The sequence below is a fragment of the Dactylosporangium sp. NPDC000244 genome (assembly GCF_040300725.1).
In the GTDB taxonomy this organism is placed as follows: Bacteria; Actinomycetota; Actinomycetes; order Mycobacteriales; family Micromonosporaceae; genus Dactylosporangium.
The window spans coordinates 54,842-76,891 of record NZ_JBEPEH010000001.1 but is presented as its reverse complement, the minus strand read 5'-3'; the positions used below and the strand labels follow the sequence as shown (position 1 = coordinate 76,891).

At 73.5% G+C, this 22,050-nt stretch carries 18 protein-coding genes; 7 read left to right on the top strand and 11 right to left on the bottom strand.

From position 1 onward, the window contains the following. The 4 genes from ABT369_RS00335 to ABT369_RS00320 form a co-directional block, all read right to left on the bottom strand. The gene (locus ABT369_RS00335) at positions 1-933 is read right to left on the bottom strand and encodes a DODA-type extradiol aromatic ring-opening family dioxygenase (protein WP_350609023.1); all 933 of its coding nucleotides are present in this window, start codon (positions 931-933) and stop codon (positions 1-3) included. An 85-nt stretch (positions 934-1,018) separates the two neighbouring features. Then, complete coding sequence (locus ABT369_RS00330; RefSeq protein WP_350609022.1) at positions 1,019-1,897, bottom strand: alpha/beta fold hydrolase; 879 nt, start codon at positions 1,895-1,897, stop codon at positions 1,019-1,021. Next, positions 1,890-2,384: a cupin domain-containing protein gene (locus ABT369_RS00325; RefSeq protein ID WP_350609021.1), complete on the bottom strand. Its 495-nt coding sequence runs from the start codon at positions 2,382-2,384 to the stop codon at positions 1,890-1,892. The genes ABT369_RS00330 and ABT369_RS00325 overlap by 8 nt, the downstream gene beginning before the upstream one ends. Further along, complete coding sequence (locus ABT369_RS00320; protein ID WP_350609019.1) at positions 2,384-3,160, bottom strand: SDR family oxidoreductase; 777 nt, start codon at positions 3,158-3,160, stop codon at positions 2,384-2,386. The genes ABT369_RS00325 and ABT369_RS00320 overlap by 1 nt, the downstream gene beginning before the upstream one ends. Before the next feature lie 14 nt (positions 3,161-3,174). Between ABT369_RS00320 and ABT369_RS00315 the strand changes: the two genes are divergently transcribed. The 3 genes from ABT369_RS00315 to ABT369_RS00305 all read left to right on the top strand — a co-directional run bounded on the left by ABT369_RS00315 (position 3,175) and on the right by ABT369_RS00305 (position 5,981). Continuing rightward, positions 3,175-3,936 (top strand): IclR family transcriptional regulator, encoded by a 762-nt coding sequence (locus ABT369_RS00315; RefSeq protein ID WP_350609017.1) that lies wholly within the window; start codon positions 3,175-3,177, stop codon positions 3,934-3,936. 81 nt (positions 3,937-4,017) lie between these two features. Next, a complete protein-coding gene (locus ABT369_RS00310) occupies positions 4,018-4,482 on the top strand; it encodes a cupin domain-containing protein (protein ID WP_350609015.1) in 465 nt (154 codons plus the stop codon). Positions 4,483-4,484: 2 nt separating this feature from the next. After that, on the top strand, positions 4,485-5,981 hold the full coding sequence (locus ABT369_RS00305; RefSeq protein WP_350609013.1) for a flavin-containing monooxygenase: 1,497 nt from the start codon (positions 4,485-4,487) through the stop codon (positions 5,979-5,981). Positions 5,982-6,026: 45 nt separating this feature from the next. Here the strand turns inward: ABT369_RS00305 and ABT369_RS00300 are convergent, their stop codons facing one another. Together ABT369_RS00300 and ABT369_RS00295 are read right to left on the bottom strand one after the other, a co-directional pair. Then, positions 6,027-6,779, bottom strand: a complete 753-nt coding sequence (locus tag ABT369_RS00300) for a siderophore-interacting protein (RefSeq protein WP_350609011.1) — start codon at positions 6,777-6,779, stop codon at positions 6,027-6,029. After that, the gene (locus tag ABT369_RS00295; protein WP_350609009.1) at positions 6,776-7,777 is read right to left on the bottom strand and encodes an ABC transporter substrate-binding protein; all 1,002 of its coding nucleotides are present in this window, start codon (positions 7,775-7,777) and stop codon (positions 6,776-6,778) included. The genes ABT369_RS00300 and ABT369_RS00295 overlap by 4 nt, the downstream gene beginning before the upstream one ends. A gap of 155 nt (positions 7,778-7,932) precedes the next feature. Here ABT369_RS00295 and ABT369_RS00290 point away from each other — a divergent pair, with 155 nt between their 5' ends. The 4 genes from ABT369_RS00290 to ileS all read left to right on the top strand — a co-directional run bounded on the left by ABT369_RS00290 (position 7,933) and on the right by ileS (position 13,973). Then, complete coding sequence (locus tag ABT369_RS00290; RefSeq protein ID WP_350609848.1) at positions 7,933-8,823, top strand: FecCD family ABC transporter permease; 891 nt, start codon at positions 7,933-7,935, stop codon at positions 8,821-8,823. Further along, positions 8,820-9,821: a FecCD family ABC transporter permease gene (locus tag ABT369_RS00285; protein WP_350609007.1), complete on the top strand. Its 1,002-nt coding sequence runs from the start codon at positions 8,820-8,822 to the stop codon at positions 9,819-9,821. Before ABT369_RS00290 ends, ABT369_RS00285 begins: the two co-directional genes overlap by 4 nt. Continuing rightward, a complete protein-coding gene (locus ABT369_RS00280; protein ID WP_350609005.1) occupies positions 9,814-10,647 on the top strand; it encodes an ABC transporter ATP-binding protein in 834 nt (277 codons plus the stop codon). The genes ABT369_RS00285 and ABT369_RS00280 overlap by 8 nt, the downstream gene beginning before the upstream one ends. Positions 10,648-10,865: 218 nt before the next feature. After that, complete coding sequence (gene ileS, locus ABT369_RS00275) at positions 10,866-13,973, top strand: isoleucine--tRNA ligase (protein ID WP_350609003.1); 3,108 nt, start codon at positions 10,866-10,868, stop codon at positions 13,971-13,973. Positions 13,974-13,976: 3 nt separating this feature from the next. On the opposite strand, the gene ABT369_RS00270 is transcribed toward ileS, so the two are convergent. The 5 genes from ABT369_RS00270 to ABT369_RS00250 form a co-directional block, all read right to left on the bottom strand. Next, on the bottom strand, positions 13,977-16,721 hold the full coding sequence (locus ABT369_RS00270; protein WP_350609001.1) for a tetratricopeptide repeat protein: 2,745 nt from the start codon (positions 16,719-16,721) through the stop codon (positions 13,977-13,979). 10 nt (positions 16,722-16,731) lie between these two features. After that, positions 16,732-17,442 carry a cobalt-precorrin-6A reductase gene (locus ABT369_RS00265; protein WP_350608999.1) on the bottom strand — a complete coding sequence of 237 codons (711 nt, stop codon included), beginning with the start codon at positions 17,440-17,442 and terminating at the stop codon, positions 16,732-16,734. Positions 17,443-17,459: 17 nt separating this feature from the next. Further along, complete coding sequence (locus ABT369_RS00260; RefSeq protein ID WP_350608997.1) at positions 17,460-19,622, bottom strand: pectate lyase-like domain-containing protein; 2,163 nt, start codon at positions 19,620-19,622, stop codon at positions 17,460-17,462. 144 nt (positions 19,623-19,766) lie between these two features. Then, a complete protein-coding gene (locus ABT369_RS00255) occupies positions 19,767-20,336 on the bottom strand; it encodes a hypothetical protein (RefSeq protein ID WP_350608995.1) in 570 nt (189 codons plus the stop codon). A gap of 237 nt (positions 20,337-20,573) precedes the next feature. Next, positions 20,574-21,980 carry a ricin-type beta-trefoil lectin domain protein gene (locus ABT369_RS00250; protein ID WP_350608993.1) on the bottom strand — a complete coding sequence of 469 codons (1,407 nt, stop codon included), beginning with the start codon at positions 21,978-21,980 and terminating at the stop codon, positions 20,574-20,576. Positions 21,981-22,050: the final 70 nt, after the last annotated feature.

The following is a 22,050-nucleotide window of genomic DNA, read 5'->3' as shown; positions in this document are numbered from 1 at the left end:
TCAGCTCACCTCGAAGGTCGTGCCGATGGCCATGCCGGTGATCCACTCGGGGACCGGTTCGTAGCTCGTCCACACCAGCGGGCGCCCGGCCGCGGCCAGGCCGATGAGCCAGGTGCGCACCTCGTGGCCGCCGCTGCCGGCGTCCTTCTCCAGCCCGTCGTCGCCGAGGCCGACGACCGCGTCCACGTCGCAGCGCGCGAGGCGGCCGAGGAACCAGGCGTCCCAGTCGGCGTTCACGGGGGCGTCGGGGCGCCCGGCCAGGGCCCGGACGCGGGGCTCGCGGGCGGCCGAGAACGCCTCGACGTCGCGGCGGCCGTGGATCATCGAGGCCCGCCGGTCGGCCGGGACCGCCGGGTCGCGGGGGTCGTTCGACGGCAGCCAGTGCGACAGGCCGCCGCTCGCGACGAGCAGCACCCGGCCCGGGTCGGCGCAGGCGCGGATCGCGGCGCCGAGCGCCCGCCCGAGCCCGACGCAGCGGGCCAGGGACGGCAGCGGGGGCGCGGCGGTGTTGACGACCAGCGGCACGAGCGGGAGGTCCGCGGTTCCGCGGAGCATCTCGTAGCCCTGGACGATGCCGTGGTCGACGGTCAGCGCGAAGGAGAGGGCCACGTCGAACGCGCCCGCGAGCCCGTCGCGCACCGCCCAGGCGAGCTCCTCGGCGACCGGCAGGCGGCCGCGGCGGCTGCCGAAGTCGCCGAACGCGTGGGCCTCCTCGACGCCGAGCACGAACGGGGGCATGGCGTCGTAGAAGTTGGCGTGGAAGTGGTCGGGGCCGACGACGACGAGCGCGTCGGGCGCGAGGGCGGCGACCGCGCGGGCGACCCGGGCGGCGTCGGCGAGGAACCGGCCCCCGGGCGCGTCCGGGCCCGTCGGCGGCATCATCGTGGCGAACGGCGAATGCGAGATCCCCACCAGTCCCACGATCTCGCTCATGACGCGGCCTCCGCTTCGCTCCGGCCACGCCATGACGAAGACTGAGCCTGCCGATGAGCGGCCACTCCGCTCCGCTCCGTACCGCTCATGAGGGGTCCCGGCGGTCACGCAGGAACTCGCGGTGCACCCGCAGGTACTGCCGCGGCTTCTCCCATTGCGGCCAGTGCCCGGCGTCGGCGATGACCGTGAGCCGGGCGTCGGGAATCCAGCCGAGCAGCAGCTCGGCCTCGTCCAGCCCGCCGGTCGGGTCGTGGTCGGTCCACAGCAGCAGCGTCGGCGCCGCGATCTTGCCGACCCAGGCGGGGTCCCACGCGAAGTCCCGGCGGACCACGGGGTCCTGCAGCACGAGCGTGTTCTCGATGGCGCGGACGAAGCCGGGGCGGGAGTACACCTGCCGCCGGAGGTCGACGAGCTCGTCGGTGACCATCTCGGTGTGGTGGAACAGGAACTCGACCCGGCGGCGGACGGTCTCGTCGCTGGGGTCGCGCACGGCCGCCAGGGTCGAATCCTTGAGCCGCCGCATCACCTCGGGCTTGTTCGTGATGTTCCCGGGCGTGTTCAGCACCAGGCGGTCGACGCGGCCGGGGTGGAAGGCCGCCGTCCAGGCCGCGACCCATCCGCCGAGCGACTCGCCCGAGAGGTGCGCGGCGCCGATGCCGAGCGCGTCGAGCAGCCCGACGAGGTGATCGCTGAGCACGTCGATGGTGTACGGCCGGTCGGGCAGGCCGGACCAGCCGTGGCCGACCATGTCGTAGACGGTGACCGTGAAGTCCTCGGCCAGGCCGGCGAGGTCGCGCGCGTAGGCCTCGAGGTGCCCGCCGGTGCCGTGCAGCAGCACCAGGTCGGGCCCGCTCCCGGCGCGCAGGACCCGGGTGCGCACCCCGGCGACGTCGACGTGGCGCAGCTCGTGGTCGAGGTCGGCCAGCTCGGCCCAGATCGAGATGTGCTCGGGCAGGTCAGTCATGGAATCTCCTCCGGGCCTCGTCCACCGTGCACAGCCCGGCGCTCTGGCGGCGCACGATCCCCAGCGCGGCCAGCAGGCGGGAGTTCTCGATGGTCAGGAACTCGACCGGCTCCCCGGCCGAGTCGTTGTAGTGCCGGTGCCAGGTCCACGGCGGCGTGTAGACGAAGTCGCCGGTGGCCCACGCCTCGGTCTCGTCCTCGACGTCGCTGTGCCCGCGCCCGGCGATCACGTAGTGGACGGTCTCGTGGTAGTGCCGCTGCATGTCGGAGCTCTCGCCCGGCGGGATGGTCTGCCGGAAGATCTCGAAGGTCGCGGTGGGCAGCTTCCCGGCGATCGCGAGGGTCGTCGGGTTGTGGATCTGCCCGGCCGGCAGCGTCTCGAGCTCGCCGGCGTGCACGACCACGGGCCGCGCGGCGCTGGGCCGGACGGTGTCGCCGATGGTGGCCAGGAACTCGCCCAGGTCGAAGCCGTTGCCAGACAATCCCATCAGATGGTTTCCGTTCTTCCGCCGTCGACCGTGAGCACGGTCCCGTTGATGTAGCTCGCGTCCCGGGATACCAGGAACTGCACGGCCGCCGCGATCTCGTCCGGCTCGCCGGCCCGGCCCGCGGGCACCAGCGCCGCGTCCCGCCGGTCGAGCTCGGCGTAGGACTCGCCCGTGCGGGCGGCGCGGGCCTGGAGGATCTCGCGGCGGCGGGCGGTGTCCGTCGGGCCGGGGGCGACGCAGTTGACGGTGACGCCACGGTCCGCGTACTCCCGCGCGAGGAGCTTGGCGGCGGCGGTGACGGCCGAGCGCAGCACGACCGAGACGGCCAGATCGGGCTGGGGCTGGCGGACGGCGGTGGAGGTGATGAACACGACCCGGCCGAACCCGCGCCCGGCCATCGCGGGCAGGCATGCCCTCGCCATCCGCAGCGGGCCGAAGAGCAGCAGCTCGGCGCCGTGCTGCCAGGCATCGTCGCCGACGTCGAGAATGCGTCCGGGCGGCGGGCCGCCCGCGTTCACGATCAGCACGTCGGGTCGCAGGTCGTTGGGCTCGGTGATGTCGGCGACGAGGAAGTCCGCCCCGATCTGCGCCGCGGCCCTGCGCAGGGTCCGCTCGTGCCGGCCCATGATGGTGACGTCGTGGAAGGCGGCGAGCCGGGCGGCGATCGCGAAGCCGATGCCGCTCGCTCCCCCGCCGACGAGGGCTTTGATGGTGGCCTCCTCAGTGCGAGTGCGCCTAGCCTGAGTGCGAGTGCGCCTAGCCTGACCGGTGTGCACAGCCGGAACCAACGATGAGTCCCGCTGAGCGGGACACACCCGCCGAGGGCGCGCTCGACCGGGCCGCGGCGATCCTCGGCGCGTTCGACGCCGCGCACCGGGAGCTGACCCTCGCCGCCCTGGTGGCCCGGTGCGGGCTGCCGCGCTCGACCACGCACCGCACGGCCGAGAAGATGATCCGGCTCGGGTGGCTGGACAAGCCCGCCGAGCGGTACCGCATCGGCAACCGCCTCTTCGAGGTCGCCGGGCTGGCCCCGATCCGGCTGGAGCTGCGGGAGGCGGTGCTGCCCTTCCTGCAGGACCTGCACCACGCCACGAAGATCACCGTGCAGCTGGGCGTCCTCGACGGCGCGCAGATCCTGGTCGTCGAGAAGATCAGCGGGCACCGCGCGCTGCCGATGCTGTCCCAGGTCGGCGGGGTGATTCCGGCGTACTGCTCGGCGCTGGGCCGGGCGATCCTGGCGTACTCGCAGCCCGAGGTCATCGACGCGGTCCTCGGCCAGCCGATGCCGGCCCGCACCCCGCGCACGCTCACGAACCCGGTCGCCATCATGCGGGAGCTCACCGCGGTCCCCGAGCGGGGCTGGGCGGTCGACCGGGAGGAGGGCAACATCGGCGTGAGCTGCGTGGCCGCACCCATCTTCGGGCCGCTCGGCTCGGTGGCGGCGGCCCTGTCGGTGACCGGCCCGAGCCCCCTGGTGCGGGCCGACCGCATCGGCCCGGCGGTGCGCCTGGCCGCCGCGGCCGCGTCCCGGGCCTACTCGCGGCTTTCGTAGTCCCGCTCACCGGGACTGCCGATTGCTTCTCCTTCCGCGGGGCGCCCACGCTGTGACGACCTACGGCTTAGGGAGACGACGATGACCCTCGGCGGCGGATACATGCTGCCCTCCCGCGAAGGAACCCAGATCGCGGCGATCGGCCTCGGCATCACGATGAAGGCCGACGGCAAGACGACGCGCGACGCGTACTCGCTGTTCGAGTACGCCGTCCCCCCGCACACCGACGGACCCCCGCCGCACCTGCACACCCGCGAGGACGAGTCGTTCATCTGCCTGGCCGGCCGGCTCGACTGCTTCCTCGGCGGCGAGCGGTTCACCATCGGCCTGGGCGACTACCTGTACCTGCCCCGCGACGTCGTGCACACGTTCCGCAACAGCACCGGCGAGGAGGCGCGGGTCATCTCCGTCGTCTCGCCGGCCGGGCTCGAGGGCTACTACCAGGCCCTGGCCGAGCTGCCGCCCGGGCCGCGGGACATCACGAAGATCAAGCAGATCATGGCCGACTTCGGCCTGGTGCTCCAGCTGCCGCCCGAGGTGAGCTGAGCATGCGCGTCGGCGTCATCGGGGCCGGCGTCGCCGGGCTGAGCACCGCGAAGGTGCTGCGGCAGGCCGGCCACGAGGTGACCGTCTACGACAAGGCGCCCGACGTCGGCGGGGTGTGGAGCCGGACCCGCCGCTATCCCGGCCTGACCACGCAGAGCCCGAAGGCGCAGTACTCCCTGTCGGACCACCCCATGCCGCGCGACTACCCGCAGTGGCCGACCGGCGCCCAGGTCCAGGCCTACCTGGAGTCCTACGCGAACGAGTTCGGCCTGGCGCCCGCCCTGCGCCTGTCGACCGAGGTCCGCTCGGCCACGCCCGCGGCGGGCGGCGGCTGGACGCTCACGACCCCGGCCGGGGAGGCGAGCTTCGACAAGCTCGTGGTGGCCAACGGCATCTTCTGCGAGCCCCTCGTCCCCGCCTACCCGGGCCTGGAGGAGTTCACCGCGGCCGGCGGCGAGGTCCTGGCCGGCACCGCGCTGCACGACGCCGGCGCCGCCCGGGGCAGGCATGTCCTCGTCGTCGGCTACGGCAAGTCGGCGTGCGACGTCACCGTGCCGCTGTCGCAGGTCGCCGCCAGCACCGGCGTCGTCGCGCGCCATCTGCTGTGGAAGGTCCCGCGCAAGGTCGGCGGCGTCCGGAACTTCAAGCTGCTCCTGCTGACCCGCATGGGCGAGGCCCTGTTCCGGTACCGGGTCCTGCGCGGCATGGAGAGGTTCCTGCACGGCCCGGGCAAGGGCCTGCGGGCCAGCATGATCAACTCGATCGGCACGGTGTCGGTCCGCCAGTTCGGCCTCGAGCGGCTCGGCCTGGTCCCGCCGGGCCGGATGGAGGACATCGTGCGCGGCGCGATCGGCCTGGCCACCGAGGGCTTCTTCGAGGGCGTGACCGCGGGCCGGATCGCCGTGCACAAGAACCGCGTGATCGCGCGCCTGCTCACCGTCGGCGGCGCCCCGCACGCCGAACTGGACGACGGCACCCGGCTCCCGGCCGACCTGATCGTCTGCGCGACGGGCTTCACGCAGGGCGTGCCCTTCCTGCCGGACGCGGTGACCGGGCATCTGCTGGACGAGCGGGGAAATTTCCAGCTGTACCGCCAGATCCTCCCCGCCGACGTGCCCGACCTGTACTTCAACGGCTACAACTCGTCGTTCTTCAGCCCGCTCAACGCCGAGATGGCCGCGCTGTGGATCGCGGCCGACATCGCGGGCGCGGTCCGCCGCCCCAGCCCCCCGGACATGCGCGCGGCGATCACGCAGCAGCTCGCGTTCATGGACGAGGCCACGAACCGCCACCACAGCCGCGGCGGCAAGATCATCCCGTTCTCGCTGCACAACGTGGACGAGGTGCTCGGCGACCTGGACGTGAACATCGGCGCCCCGGTCCGCGCGTCGCACTGGCTGAACCCGGTGAACCCGGCCGCCTACCGGGCCGTCACCCCGGCGGTGCTGCGCCGCCTGGCCGCCGCCCCGCGGCCCTCGGCCCCGGCGCCGATCGCGTGAGGACGTGGTCCCGGCGGACAGACCAACCGCCGGGACCACAGCTCATCAGGCGGCCGACTCCTCGATCAGGTCGTCCTCGGACGCGCCGCGGCGCCAGTAGCCGGTGAACGTCACGCGGCGCTTGTCGAACCCGCGCTCCTGCACCAGGTGCCGGCGCAGCGCGCGGACCTCGCCCGACTCGCCGGCCACGAAGGCGTAGCCGGGGCCGTCCGGCAGCCGCGCGGAGCGGATCGGCTCGAGCAGGCCGTCCGGGCAGTGCACGCCGGCGACGCAGCGGCTCGGCGACGCGGCGACGAACCCGTACACCGGCAGCGAGGAGCCGACGAAGGCGCTGATCGCGTCCAGGGCCGGCACCGCCGTCTCGTCGCCCGCGAGCAGGACCCACTCCGTGCCCTCCGGCGGCTGGAAGTCGACGCCGCCGTTGTCGGTCACCGTCGGGCCCAGCACGAGCAGGCGATCGCCCACGGCCACGCTCGAGGCCCACTGGATCGCCGGGCCGCCGCCCGGGTGCAGGGCGAAGTCGACGTCGAACTCGCCGGGGCGGGCGGCCGCGACCGTGTAGGTGCGCATGATCCCGCGGGTCGCCGGGTCCAGCCGGCGCCAGTCCGGATACCACGCGTCGCCGCGCGGGACGATCGCCGCGTCCTGCCCAGGCGCCGGGAAGAACAGCTTGAACCGCTGGTCCCGCCCGCCGCTGACGAACCGGTCCAGCGCGTCCCCGGCGAAGGTGACCCGGACCGCGTCCGGCGTCAGGGCCTCGTGCCGGACCACGTGGACGTCGAAGAAGTCGTAGGTCACGCCGCGACCTTCTTCGCCCCCGCCAGCGCCTTGGCCAGGGTCTCCAGCGCGCCCGCGCACCCGGCGTAGCTGAAGCGCGGCTCGCTCTGCCACGGCACGACCTGCCCGGCCTTGACCGCGGCCAGGTTCGCCCAGGTCGGCTTCGCGGTGAGGTCCTTGGGCTGCAGGGCCTGCGCGCGGTTGTCGAGCAGGATCACGTCGGCCTTGTACTTGTCGGCGTTCTCCCAGCTCAGGTTCTCGAAGTAGCCGCCGGTGACCGCGGTCGGGGCGATGACCTCGACGCCGAGCTCCTGGTAGTAGCTCAGTTCGCCGTAGACCTTGGGGTCGGAGACGTAGAGCAGGTCCGGGCTCGCCGAGGCGGCCAGCACCTTGAGCCCGCCGTTGGCCTTCACCGCCGCCTTGACCGCCTCGGCGGCCGCGTCGAAGCGCGCCTTGCCCGCCTCCGGGTCGCCGCCGAGCGCCTTGGCCAGGCCGGCGTAGCGCTGGATGACCTTGGCCAGGGAGGTGCGCGACACCGTGATGCCGGCGCTGGGCGCGAGGGCGAGGATCTTGTCCTTGGAGTCGTCCGGGACGTACCACAGCTGGTTCGCCTCGTACATGTTCGTGATCAGCAGCTCGGGGCGCAGCGCGGCGTACTTCTCGATGTTGAACTCGCCCCACGCGTTGCCCAGCGACTCGACCTTGCCCGGGTCGAGGTCGCCGGCGAGCGGGTCCTTGGCGCCGTCGGCCCCCTTGAGCGGGCCGAACGTGCCCGCGAACGAGGTGACGCCGAAGTCGTGCAGCGCGGCCGCGGTGCCCACGTAGGCCACGATCCGCTTCGGCGCGGCGGCGAGGTTCACGGCCGTGCCGCGGTCGTCGGTGAAGGCGAAGGGGCCACCAGCGGTGCCGCTCGCCGCCGGGTCGGCGCCCGAGCCGGACTCGCCATCCCCGCAAGCGGCGAGCGCGCCGAGGCCGAGGACGCCGGCGAGCAGGCCGCGGCGGGACACGTTGAAGGACATGGCGGGTTGCCTCTCTCTCGATCGGCACTTAGGGTAGCCTCACTTAACTTGATCGTGTCAAGGCGGTCCTTGTGCAGTCTTTCGCTCGCCTCGCCGGGGCGGCCGGCGTCCTCGTCGTGGTCGCCGCCGCCAGCCTCGCCATCGGCGCGAGGGCGATGAGCCCCGCCGAGGTCTGGCACGGCCTGACCGACGCCGGCTCGGCCGGGGCCACCGTCGTGCGCGACCTGCGGCTGCCCCGCACCGTCCTCGGCCTGCTCGTGGGCGTCGCGCTCGGGCTGGCCGGGGCGCTCATGCAGGCGCTGACCCGCAACCCGCTCGCCGACCCGGGCCTGCTCGGCGTCAACGCCGGCGCGTCCGCGGCCGTGGTGAGCGCCATCGCCTTCCTCGGCGTGGCGGATCTCTCGGGCTACGTCTGGTTCGCCTTCGGCGGGGCGGCCCTGGTCTCCGTCGTGGTCTATGCCGTGGCCGGCGGGCGCGGCTCCTCCCCGGGCAGCCTCGCGCTGAGCGGTACCGCGGTCAGCGCCGCCCTGTACGCGTACGTCGCCGCCGTCCAGCTCCTGGACACCGCGTCCCTGGACCGGATGCGGTTCTGGACCGCCGGCTCGCTGGCCGCGGCCCGCCCCGGCACCGCGGCGCTGATCGCCCCGTTCGTCCTGGCCGGCGTCGTCATCGCCGCGCTGCTGGCCGGCCCGCTCAACGCGCTCGCGCTCGGCGACGACCCGGCCCGCGCGCTCGGCGCCCACCCGGGCCGCATCCGGGTCCTCGCCGCGGTGTCGATCGTGCTGCTGTGCGGGGCGGCGACCGCGGCCTGCGGCCCGATCGTCTTCCTCGGCCTCATGGTGCCGCACCTGGTCCGCCCGTTCACCGGCCCGGACGTGCGCCTGCTGCTGCCGTTCAGCGCGGTGCTCGCCCCGGCCCTGCTGCTCGCCTCGGACGTGCTCGGCCGCGTGGCCGGCCGCCCCGGCGAGCTGCAGGTGGGCGTGGTCACCGCGGTCGTCGGCGGCGGCTTCTTCCTGGCCATCGTGCGGCGCCGGAGGGCAACGTGACCGCGCGGGCGCGCCTGCGGGTCGTCGGGGTCAGCGCCGCCCTGGCCGTCGCGGCGATCGTCATCGCCCTGGTCTCGATCAGCGGCGGCGACTACCCGATGAGCCTGCCCGACGTCGTGCGCACCCTGTTCGGCGGCGGCTCCCCCGCCGACGCGTTCATCGTGCGGGAGCTGCGCCTGCCCCGGGTCGTGACCGCCCTCGCCGTCGGCGGCGCCCTGGCCCTGGCCGGCGCGCTGTTCCAGTCCCTCGTGCGCAACCCGCTCGGCAGCCCCGACGTGCTCGGCTTCACCCAGGGCTCGGCCACCGGCGGCCTGCTCGCGGTCGTCGTCCTCGGCGGCGGCAGCACGGCCGTGGCCGCCGGCTCCGTGCTGAGCGCGATCGCCACCGGCGCCGCGATCTACCTGCTGGCCTGGCGCGGCGGCGGGCACGGCCACCGGCTGATCCTCGTCGGCATCGGCGTGGCCGGCATCCTCACCGGCGTCAACAGCTACCTGCTCACCCGCGCGAACATCGTCGACGCGGCCCGGGCCGTGCTCTGGCTCACCGGCAGCCTCGACGGGCGCGGCTGGGGCCAAGCCGCCGTCGCCGGCGGCGCGCTCGTCCTGCTCACCCCGGTCGTCGCCGTCCTCGGCCGGGCCCTGGCCAACCTCGAGCTCGGCGACGACCCGGCCCGCGGGCTCGGCGTGAACGTCGGCGCCGTCCGGCTCACCGCCCTCGCGTGCGCCGTGCTGCTCGCCGCCGCGGCCTCGGCCGCCGCCGGGCCGGTGCTCTTCGTCGCCCTCACCGCCCCGCAGCTGGCCCGCCGGCTCACCGGGGCGACGGGCCCCAACCTGCTGCCGTCGCTGTTGCTGGGCGCCGCCCTGCTCACCGGGGCCGACGTGCTGGCCCAGCGCCTCTTCCCCGGCCACCAGCTCCCCGTCGGCGTCGTCACCGGCCTGCTCGGCGGCGGCTACCTCGTCCTGCTCCTGGCCCGAACCGCAAGGAGAGCCCGTGTCTGACCGGCTGCGCGGCATCGACCTGACCCTCGGCTACGACGGCCGGACCGTCGCCGAGGACCTCTCCATCGACATCCCGGACGGCTCCTTCACCGTGATCGTCGGGCCCAACGCGTGCGGGAAGTCGACGCTGCTGCGCTCCCTGGCCCGGGTCCTGAAGCCCAAGGCCGGGCACGTCCTGCTCGACGGCCGCGACATCGCGACGCGACCGGCCCGCGAGGTCGCCCGCACCCTCGGCCTGCTGGCCCAGACCGCGGTCGCCCCGGACGGGATCACCGTCGCCGACCTGGTCTCCCGCGGCCGCTACCCGCACCGGGGCCCGCTGAGCACGTGGAGCGACGCCGACGAGCGGGCGGTGCGCTGGGCCATGGAGGCCACGGCGGTCACGCCCCTGGCCGGCGCGTTCGTCGACGAGCTCTCCGGCGGCCAGCGCCAGCGCGTGTGGATCGCGATGGTGCTCGCCCAGGAGACGCCGCTGCTCCTGCTCGACGAGCCGACCACCTACCTCGACATCACCCACCAGCTCGACATCCTCGAGCTGTGCGCGCGCCTGCACCGCGAGCACGGCCGGACCCTCGTCGCCGTGCTGCACGACCTGAACCTGGCCGCCCGCTACGCGACCCACCTGGTGGCCATGCGCGACGGGCGCATCCTGGCCGAAGGCACCCCGGCCGAGGTGGTGACGGAGGCGATGATGGAGGAGGTCTTCGCGCTGCCCTGCCGCGTGATCCCCGACCCCGAGACCGGCACCGCGCTCGTGATCCCCCGGCGGCGCCTATACTCTGCGGCGGGCGTTGAAGGGGACGAGTACCCCCGCACGCAGCCTTGAGCGAACCGGGGACGGTGGAAGCCCGGCAGGCGTGCGCGGGCGGGAAGATCACCCCGGAGCCGCCGGAAGAACGGCCGCGCGCGGCTCAGTAGACCCGGCCACAACTGAACACGAGTGGGCCGTGCGACCGCCGCGGCCAAGGAGGGTGGTACCGCGGGGCCGGCGCACGGTCTCGTCCCTCCGTCGAACGCCACGACGACGGAGAGGTGCCACTCACCATGTATCGGCCGGTTCCAGCGCAGGTCGACCTGTCCCAGCTGGATCATCAGGTGCTCGCGCTCTGGAAGGAGCGCGACGTCTTCGGGCGCAGCCTCGCGCAGTCCGAGGGCAGGCCCGAGTGGGTGTTCTACGAGGGGCCGCCCACCGCCAACGGCATGCCGGGCGCGCACCACATCGAGGCGCGCGTGTTCAAGGACGTCTTCCCGCGGTACAAGACCATGAAGGGCTTCCACGTCGGGCGCAAGGCCGGGTGGGACTGCCACGGGCTGCCCGTCGAGCTCGCCGTCGAGAAGGAGCTCGGCTTCTCCGGCAAGCAGGACATCGAGGCCTACGGCGTCGCCGAGTTCAACGCCAAGTGCCGCGAGTCGGTCACCCGGCACACCGACGCGTTCGGCCGGCTCACCGAGCGCATGGGCTACTGGGTCGACATGGATCGCGCCTACCGGACCATGGACCCGCAGTACATCGAGTCCGTGTGGTGGTCGCTCAAGCAGATCTTCGACAAGGGGCTGCTCGCCGAGGATTTCCGGGTCTCGCCGTGGTGCCCGCGGGACCAGACCGGCCTGTCCGACCACGAGCTCGCCCAGGGCTACGAGACCGTGACGGACCCGTCGGTCTTCGTCCGGTTCCCGCTCACCTCCGGGCCGCTCGAGGACGCGTCCCTGCTGGTGTGGACGACCACGCCGTGGACCCTCGTGTCCAACACGGCGGTGGCGGTACACCCGGACGTCACCTATGTCGTGGCCACCGACGGCACCGAGCGCCTGGTGGTGGCCGAGCCCCTCGTCGGCAAGGCCCTCGGCGACGACTTCACGACGACCGGCGAGTCCTTCACCGGCAAGCAGATGGAGCGCTGGACGTACCGGCGCCCCTTCGACCTGGTGCCGATGGAGGGCGCGCACTTCGTGGTCCTCGGCACCTACGTGACCACCGAGGACGGCACCGGCCTGGTCCACCAGGCGCCCGCCTTCGGCGCCGACGACTACGCCACGTGCAAGGCCTACGACCTGCCGATGGTGAACCCGATCCAGCCCGACGGCCGGTTCGCGCCCGAGGTGCCCGAGGTCGGCGGCGTGTTCTTCAAGGACGCCGACGCCGCGCTGGTCGACGATCTGCGGGCGCGCGGCCTGCTGTTGCGGCACCTCGCCTACGAGCACAGCTACCCGCACTGCTGGCGATGCCACACGCCGCTGCTGTACTACGCGCAGCCCTCCTGGTACATCCGCACCACCCGGATCAAGGACGCCCTGCTGCGGGAGAACGAGCGGACCGCCTGGCACCCGGAGTCGATCAAGCACGGGCGGTACGGCGACTGGCTCACGAACAACGTCGACTGGGCGCTGTCGCGCAGCCGGTACTGGGGCACCCCGCTGCCCATCTGGCGCTGCGAGGAGGGCCACCTCACCTGCGTCGGGTCGCTGGCCGAGCTCGGGGCGCTCGCCGGGCGCGACCTGAGCGACCTGGACCCGCACCGCCCCTACATCGACGAGGTCGAGCTGCCGTGCGAGTGCGGGCGCACCGCGCGGCGCGTGCCCGAGGTCATCGACGCCTGGTACGACTCGGGCGCCATGCCGTTCGCGCAGTACGGCTACCCGCACCAGAACGCGGACGTGTTCACCGCGAGCTACCCGGCCGACTTCATCTCCGAGGCGATCGACCAGACCCGCGGCTGGTTCTACACGCTCATGGCGGTCGGCACGCTCGTGTTCGACCGGTCCAGCTACCGCAACGTCGTGTGCCTCGGCCACATCCTCGCCGAGGACGGCCGCAAGATGTCCAAGCACCTCGGCAACATCCTGGAGCCGATGGCGCTGCTGGAGCGCCACGGCGCGGACGCGGTGCGCTGGTTCATGGCGGCCGTCGGCTCGCCCTGGTCGGCGCGGCGGGTCGGGCACACGCTCATCCAGGAGGTCGTGCGCAAGGTCCTGCTGACGTACTGGAACACCGTCGCGTTCCAGAGCCTCTACGCGCGCACCGCGGGCTGGACCCCGGCCGAGATCGTGCCGGTCGCCGAGCGGCCGGTGCTCGACCGCTGGGTCGTCTCCGAGCTCAACCTGCTCGTCGGCGAGGTCGACGCGGCCATGGACGCGTTCGACACCCAGCGGGCCGGGCGGCTGCTCGCCGCGTTCGTCGACGACCTGTCGAACTGGTACGTGCGGCGGGCCCGGCGCCGGTTCTGGCGCGGCGACCCGGCCGCGCTGAGCACCCTGCACGAGGCGGTCACGACCGTCACGCTGCTCATGGCGCCCCTCACGCCGTTCATGACCGAGCGGGTCTGGCAGGACCTCGTGGTGTCCACGACCCCCGACGCTGCGGAGTCGGTACACCTGGCCGCCTACCCGGTCGCGGACCCCACCCTGATCGACCCGCGCCTGTCGGAGGAGATGGCGCTCGTGCGGCGCCTGGTCGAGCTGGGCCGGGCCGCGCGCGCGGACGCCACCGTGAAGACCCGCCAGCCCCTGGCCCGGGTGCTGGTCTCGGCGCCGGGCCTCGACGGGCCGCTGCTGGAGCTGCTCGCCGAGGAGCTCAACGTGCAGTCGGTCGAGCCGCTCACCGGCTCGCTGGTGAACACGTCGGCGAAGGCGAACTTCCGCAGCCTCGGCAAGCGGTACGGCAAGCGCGTGCAGGAGATCGCGGCCGCCATCGCCGCGACCGACGCCGCGGCGCTCGGCACCGCGCTGCGCGAGGCGGGCTCGGCGACCCTCGAGGTCGGCGGCGAGCCGGTGGTGCTCGAGCGCGACGACGTGTTCCTGACCGAGACGCCCCGCGAGGGCTGGGCGGTGGCCAGCGACGCCGGCGCGACCGTGGCGCTCGACCTGCACATCACGCCGCAGCTGCGCCGCGCCGGCATCGCCCGCGAGGTGATCCGGCAGGTGCAGGAGACGCGCAAGTCCTCCGGGCTCGAGGTGGTGGACCGGATCGAGGTCGGATACGCCACGACCGACCCTTCCGACCCTTCCGACCAGGAGACCGCGGCGGCGTTGACCGAGCACGCTTCCGCGATCGCCGACGAGGTCCTCGCGACCACGTTCGGCCCCGGCGAGCCGTGGCCGGGCGCGGAGGTCAACGAGGCGGCGGGGCTGACGTACTGGCTCCGCAAGGCCTGACCCTCACCCGCGCAGGGGCACCTCCGTGATCTCGCCGCCGGATGCGGCCTTGGCCACGGCCGCCCGGCGCGAGGACCGCTCCGCCTCCTCGCGGCGTCCCTGGTGGTGCAGGGACGCCGCGAGGTTCTCGTGGGCGAGGTAGTGGCCCGGGTCGAGCTCGATCGCCGCCCGGGCCTCCCGCTCGGCCCCGGCGTGATCGCCCCGGGCCCCGAGCGCCGCCGCCAGGCCGACCCGGATGTCGGCGTCGTCCGGGGCGAGCTCGGCGGCACGGCGGTGGGCCGCCAGCGCGGCGTCCGGCCGGCCGAGCTGCCCGACGGCCAGACCGAGATGGTTGTGCAGCTTCCCCGTGGGCCCGATCGCGATCGCCCGCCGGAGCACGGGCTCGGCCTCGGCATACCTGGCCTCGTTGATCAGCGCCGCGGCCAGCGCCTCCAGGGTGGCGACGTCGCCGGGCGCGAGCCTGTCCGCCTCGCGCAGCACCCGGACCGCCTCCCCGCCCGGCTCCCGCAGCGACAGCAGCACCCGGCCGAGCAGCTGCCGCAGCCGCGCCGACTCCGGCCGCGCCTCGACCCCGCGGCGCAGCTCGGGCTCCGCCTCCTCGTATCGTCCGTCCATCAGCAGCGCGTAGGCGAGGATGATGCTCCGCGCCGGATTGGCGGGGTCGCGGCGCTTCGCCTCGCGCAGGGCGGCCTGTCCCGCGGCGAACTCACCGATCCAGGTCAGCACCGTGCCGTAGGCCGCGTGGGCGAGCGGGTCGTCCGGGCTGACCTCGACCCCGCGGCGACCCGCGCGCAGGGCGACCTCGCGCGGCACCGCCGTGCCCTCGTCCAGGAACCGGGCGGCGAACCAGCTGGTGCAACGGCGGTGCGCCTGCACCACCGGGCGCCGCACGCGTTCGTCGTCGCCCTTGACCCGCTCGACCGCGGTGTCGGCGAGGTCCAGCCGCTCGAGGATGCCCAGCCCGAGCAGATCACCGTGCATCACCGCGACCAGATCCGCATGACGGCGGCGGACATCGGCCGCGAGGACCCCCTCGTCGTCGTGGCCGCGCAGCGCCTCGAGCACCGGCGGCCCGGCGGCGGCCGGGTCCGCGGGGCCGGGCTCGAGCGGGCGGCCGGCCAGCACCAGCAGCCCACGGAGCACCGGGAGATCGGCGGAGGCGTAGGACCCGGCGAACCGGCCCGCGATGCCGGCCAGTTCGAGGGCGAAGCGGGGCGCGAGCACGGCCACCGGCGCATACAGGTGGCAGAGCAGGCGGTGCCCGGCCCGCTCGCCGGTCCAGCAGGTGTGCCAGAGCAGGGCGGCCACGTCGCGCTGCCAGTCGGCGTCGGTCACCGCGGCCTCGCCCGCGGCCGCGTGCCGCGACAGCCGGGCCCGCAGCGCGGCGACGGCGCGCTCGTGCATGGGCCGCACCATCTCGCGCTCCGCCGGGCCGGACAGGTGGGTGAGCACGACCGCGGCCACGTCGCGGTGCAGCGGCAGCGGGCCGGGCGTCACGAAGTCGTAGCGCGCCGCCAGCGTGTCCAGGCGGCCCGCGACCTCGGCCGGCGGCACGTCCCACAGCGCGGCCAGCAGCGTCGGGTCGAGCCGGCCGGGCAGCAGGGCGAGCCCGTGCACGAACGCCAGGTCCTCGGCCGACTCGGGCCGGGCCAGCAGCCGGACCAGATACCGGCGCATCAGCGTCGCCACCACCGCCCGGCCCGGGCCGTCGGCGAACACCTCGGCGCGTGGGACGTCGCTGCGCAGCAGGCCGACGAGCAGCGCGACGGCGAGGGGCACCCCGCCGGTCATCGCGGTCAGCTCCGCCGTCACGTCGGGTGGCGGCGCCGCACCGAACGCCTCGGCCAGGTACGCGGCCGACTCGTCCGGTCCGAACGGGCGCATTGGCATCGTCTCGGCGCGCTCGGCCGGCAGGGCGGCGACCAGGCGGGCCGCGGGGCCGCCGGCGGTGGGGTCCGCCGCGTCGCGCAGGCCCAGCACCCAGGTCTCGGCGGCGCGGGGGCGGCCGGCGAGCGCGGGCAGCCAGTCCAGCGCGGGGCCGAGCAGCTCGCAGGAGTCCAGCAGCAGCACCGGCGGGCGGCCGCGACCGGCCAGCTTGTCCAGGCCGTGGCCGAACGCGCGGACGAGCGCGTCGACCTCGGAGATCAGGCTCGGATACTCCTCGTCCTCGACCCGCCATCCGGAGATCCGGCGAACGGCCGCGGTGATCGCCGCCCGGCCGGCCTTGGCCAGCGGGGCGGCGGCCGGGCCGAGCGGGGCGGCCAGCGCGACGGCGGCGAGGTCCTCCCCGGCGTCGGCGAGGCGGGTGCGCTCCTCGTCGCTGAGGGCGGGGCGGCGTCCGGCGTCGAGGCCGAGGTCCCGGGCGCGAGCGGCCAGTGCCGGGACGCGCCGCATCCGCTCGCGGAACGGGTGGAAGGCGCGCTCGATCCGCCTGCGGCCGGCGCCGGGCGGAACGGCGTCGGTCAGGGCGCGGTACATCCGGTCGAGCACCAGCCAGATCGGTGGCCCGGCGGCGGTGGCGGACTCGGCCCGGATGACCGGCTGCTCCGCCTCCCAGTCGACAGTGGCGACGATGTCACGGCCCGGGTCGGCGGCGGCGATCGCGGTCAGGCGGCGCAGCAGGGTGGTCTTGCCGGCGCCGCCGTGGCCGGTGAGCACGAGGATCCGGCCGCCGTCCGGGTCGGCGAGGACGGCCCGGAAGCGCGCCTGTTCGGGTCCCCGGCCGACGAAGACGGCATCGACACGCATCGGGGCAATGCTAGCCGATCAGGCGGGCCGTGACCTCTTCGACGGAGGCGCAGACGGGGACGCCGGGAGTGACCGGCGGGCGGTCGACGACGACCACCGGGATCCCCAGGCGCTCGGCGGCCTCCAGCTTCGCGGCCGTCATGTCGCCGCCGCTGTCCTTGGTGACGAGCACCTCGATGGCGTGCTCACGCATCAGCGCGACCTCGCCGTCCACCGTGAACGGGCCGCGATCCCGGATGACGTCCACATTGGACGGGACCTCGTCGGGCTCGTCCACGCACCGCAGCAGGTAGTGGGTCCCCGGGTCGCGGAAGTGCCCGATGCTCTGCCGGCCGGTGGTGAGGAAGACCCGCCGGCCCAGCGACGGCAGCAGCTCCGCGGCGGCCTCGAGCGACGGGACCCGGTGGCCCGCGACCGCGTAGCCGGGCCGGCGCAGCACGATCAGCGGGACGTGCGCCTCGGCGCAGGCGAGGGCCGCGTTGGCGGAGATCTGGGCGGCGAAGGGGTGGGTGGCGTCGACCACCGTGTCGATGCGCTCGGCGCGCAGGTAGGCCGCGAGCCCGGCGGGCCCGCCGAAGCCGCCGATGCGAACCTCCCCCGCCGGCAGCACCGGGTCGGCGACGCGGCCGGCGAGGGAGGAGATCACGCGGTACGTCGGCGGCAGCACCGAGGCCAGCCGCCGGGCCTCCCCGGTGCCGCCCAGGATGAGCAGAGTCGGCACCGGGAAAGCCTAACGCGTCACGGGTAGCTGACCAGGTTCTCGACCTGGTGCCCGGAGTTGACCGCGGCGCCCGTGCTGTTGACGACGTGCGAGATGGTGCCGGTGCCGCCCAGCGAGACGGTCACCATGTCGTGGAACTTGACGCCGGCGGTCTGCGGCACCTCGAACGAGTGCCCGAGCACCATGCTGGGGTTGGTGCTGAAGTAGCAGTAGCTGCCGAGCCCCCAGGCCTCGTGGGTGGTGACGTTCGCCGCGATCTTGTACGCCGCCCAGCCCTGCGCCCCGCCGCCGCTGGACCAGCCCGACTGGTTCGGCACGTCGTAGGGGATCTCGTTCTGGAAGAAGTACGTGCGCCCGCCGTTGCCGTTCCAGATCACCTGGTACTGCTGATAGTGCTCGACGAAGAGCCCGTAGAACGTCACGTTGGCGCCGTTGACCACGAGCCCGTTGGCGGCGGTGTTCGTGTTCCAGCCGACGGTGCCCCCGTTGCCGTGGTCGGCGCGCCAGATCCAGGCGTGGTCGCCGATCACGTTGTTCGAGTTGATCCGCAGGCTGACCGTGGCCTTGCCGACCGTGGCCCCGCCGATGCGGAAGAACACGTCGTGCAGCGAGACCGGGTTGGCCGAGTGGTCGGCCGACGAGCCGCTCGGGCCGACCTCGAGCAGCACCGGCGAGTTGACGGTGCCCGCGTCGAAGAGGATCCCGGCGAGCTTCACGCCGTCGACGTCGGCGACGGTCATCGCGGTCACCCCGTTGTCGGGCACGATCGTGGCCAGGCCGAGGCCGAGCACGACGGTGTCCGGGCGGGTGATCCGGATAGTGTCGCTGACGTGGTACACGCCCGGCGTGAACAGCAGGTTCTGCCCGGCGGCGAGGGCCGCGTTGATCGAGGCGGCGGTCGCCCCGGCCTTCACGACGTAGAACTGGCTGATCGGCAGCGAGGTGCCGGCCGTGCTCCCGCCCTGCCACGAGTTGCCGGTCGCGTTGGTGCGCAGGCTCGGCACGAACACCTGATAGTTGCCGGCGCCGTCGACGTACAGGAACGGCTTCTCCCGCACCACCGGGGTGCTCGCCACGCGCGTGTAGGGCGGGCTCGGGAAGTTGCCGCTGGGCGCGTTCGTGTCGCCGACGAACACCATGTTCCAGTTGGAGCCGGTCCAGCTGCCCATGGTCGAGTTCCGGGTGATCCACTGCTGCTGCGAGCCGGAGCGGATCTGCCCGTCGACGGCCGAGTCGGAGATCCAGCCGCCCGAGGACCAGCCGCCGTCGTCGAGCTGGAGGTTGCCGCGCACGTGCATGCGGCGGTAGGGCGCGGCCTGGGAGACGGCCCACCGGTCGGTGCCGCCGGTCGGGTTGACCGACAGGTTCTCGGCCGAGCGCCAGAAGTTCTGGGTCGCGTTGCCCTGGAACCAGTCCGCCTCAGCGTGCACGGCCCCGTTGATGGTCACCTGGTCCGGCGACAGGCCGAGGCCGGCGACCTGGGTGTAGAAGCCGACGTTGGCGTCGACGTTGTAGGCGCCCGGCCGGAACAGCAGCGCGTAGCGCTGGGAGCCGAACTGGTTGCTCTGCTGCCCGTTGAACACCGCGTTGAGCCGGCTCTGGATGGTGGCGGCCGGCATCGACGGGTCGAAGATGGACACGTTCGGCCCGAGGTCCGGGTTGCCGGTGTTCGGCGGGTTGCTCGTGGGCGGGTTCGACGTCGGCGGGGTGGTGCCGCCCGGGAGCGTCCACTGCTGGTTGGCGCTCGCGAAGCAGTCCCAGATCTGCAGCGGGGTGCCGTCGGCCGAGCTGGGCCCGGTCGCGTCGAGGCACTTGCCGAGCGCCCGCAGCGTGCCGTCGCTGTTGCGCGACCACTGCTGCGCCGCGGTGCCGTTGCAGTCGTAGATCTGGACCTTGGTGCCGTTGGCCGAGCTGGCCGCGTTCACGTCCAGGCACTTGCCCAGCGCGCGGATGGTGCCGTCGTCACCGACGGTCCACTGCTGGGCGGTGGTGCTGTTGCAGGTGTAGAGCTGCACCTGGGTGCCGTTGGCCGAGCTGGCCGCGGCGACGTCGACGCACTTGCCGCCGTAGCCGGTGATCTGGCCGGAGGTGGCGGCCGAGGCGCTGGTCATGGCGAACACGCCGATGCCGGCGGCGGCCAGGACGGTCGCCGAGACGGCGAGCCCGAGCCGCAACAACACAGGCCTCGTCGGTGGTGACGCAGTCGGCCGGCGGCGGCTCAGGCGAGGCCGTCGCCGTGTGGTGGAGGGTGTCACTGCGGTCCCTTCTGGGGGTGGGTACGGAAAGCTGTTCCCACCCCCGGGACCACCACTGGGCTCCTGCCGTCAGGCGGCGATCTGGCCCGAGCCGCCGATCGTCTCGTTGACGGACTCGAGCCAGGCCTTCATGTCCGTCGCCTTCAGGCCGGTGCCGCCGACGACGACGGTGCTGCCGGCCAGGAGCGTCGGGTACGACTTCGCCTGGTCCTGCGCGTACGCCCGGGCCGCGTTGGCCGCCTTGAACTCCACGAAGAGCGCCTGCTGCCCGCGGTGCGGGAGCGAGTCGCCCTTCTTCTCGTAGCAGTCGAACTGCTTGAAGCTCGCGACGGACGAGCGGTACTTGGGCTCCACGCCGGTGGAGTTGGTGTCCCACTGCCCGAACTTGCAGTCGGGGTCCTTGGTGAACAGCTCTCCGGTCAGCTTTCCGACGGTGGAGAACTCGAGCTTTCCGGCCTGGCCGGAGGTCTTCGCCGATGCCTTGGCCGACGCGCCGGCGGAGGTCGACGGCGCGGCGGACTCGGCGGCCGCGGAGGCGGACGCGGGGGCGGAGTCGGTCTTGGGGGCTTCCTTCTTGTCATCGCCGCACGCGGCGGTGAGCAGCAGCACGGCGCAGACGACGGGCAGCAGGCGCTTCATCGGGGATTCCTTTATGTGGTACCGCATGTGGCACGCGGAGTGTCTTCGTCGGACGAAGAGCAACTTATGCGCGCCGCGGCCCCGTTGAATCCCCGATGTATGCCACCCGACAACCGACGTGTGCTACCTCACCCCCTGGGGAAGGCGGGCCGGCCTCGGGTGAGTCGACCGGCCCGCCGTTTCCTTTCGTGCCGGTGCCCCGGCCGTCCGCATACCGGGGCACCCGCTCATCGGGTCTCAGCCTTGGTACTGGGCGATGACCTTCGTGTAGTCCCACGCGCTCTGCGAGACGCCGCTGCACGTGTCGTCGTTCGTGCTGCCCCCGTTGCACGGCCGGTCGCGGTTGGCCGACCAGAACGTGAAGCGGGCCAGGTGGTGCTGCTGCGCGTAGGCGAGCATGGTGCGGAAGTCCGCCACGGTGACGGTCTCGCCGACGTCGGTGATCCCGTTCATCGAGGAGATGCCGGAGTGCCGGTAGGCCTGGTCGTCGGTGTAGTGGTAGCCGTTCTTGACCACGTTCTTGAGGCCCTCGGCCGCCTGGACCGTAAGGTTGCCCATGTTCTGCCCGGCCGCGCCGAAGTCGAACGGCATGATGGTCCACGCGTCGACGGTCAGGCCGCTGGCCGCGGCCCGGTTGATCATCGACGAGTCCGGCCCGGTGCGGTCGCTCGGGAACGTGACGTAGACGGCGGTGTTCGGGTTGTTGGCCTTGACGGTCTTGAGCGCGTCGATGGTGCGCTGCTGGAGGGTCGGGTTGTTGTAGACCGTGCCCTCGATGTCGATGTCGATCGCCTTGAGGCCGTACGCGTTGATGACCTTCTGGTAGGCCGCGGCGAGCGCGCTCGCGCTGCTGCAGGTCTGCTCCAGCCACGGCCCGCTGGCCCCGCCGAACGACACGGCGACGTCACCGCCGGCGCCCCGGATGTTGTTGATGGTGCTCTGGTCCTGCCCGCCGGTGAGCGGCCGGTTGCCGTCCCAGAGCGGGTCGCAGGCGCCGTTGGAGAGGATGAACGCCATCGTGAACCACTTGACGCCGGTCGCGCTCATGATGGTGCGCGGGTCGGGCAGGTTGCCCCAGCCGAGGTACGCGTACGGCGCCGCGCCCATCGCGGGGTTGGACGTGGGCGGGTTCGACGTCGGCGGGTTGGAGGTCGGCGTCGTGGTGCCGCCGGGCAGCGTCCACTTCTGGTTGGCGCTGGCGAAGCAGTCCCAGATCTGCAGCGGGGTGCCGTCGGCCGAGCTGGGCCCGGTCGCGTCGAGGCACTTGCCGAGCGCGCGCAGCGTGCCGTCGCTGTTGCGGGTCCACTTCTGGGCGGTGGTCCCGTTGCAGTCGTAGATCTGCACCTTCGTGCCGTTGGCCGAGCTGGCCGCGGCGACGTCGAGGCACTTGCCGAGGGCGCGGATCGTGCCGTCGTCGCCGATGGTCCACTGCTGGGCGTTGGTGCCGTTGCAGGTGTAGAGCTGCACCTGCGTGCCGTTCGCGGAGCTGGCCGCGGCGACGTCGACGCACTTGCCGCCGTAGCCGGTGATGGCTCCGACGGTGGCGGCGGACGCGGAGTTCATCGCCACGACACCGACCACGCCGACGACGGCGAGGGCGGCCGCGACGATCACTCCGCGGCGGATCAGGCGGGTTCTTGCCATGAGAGGCCTTTCATGAGGGTGGCCCCGGACGGGCGCCCGTTTCGGGCGGCAAGCTATCTGTTAAGCGCCC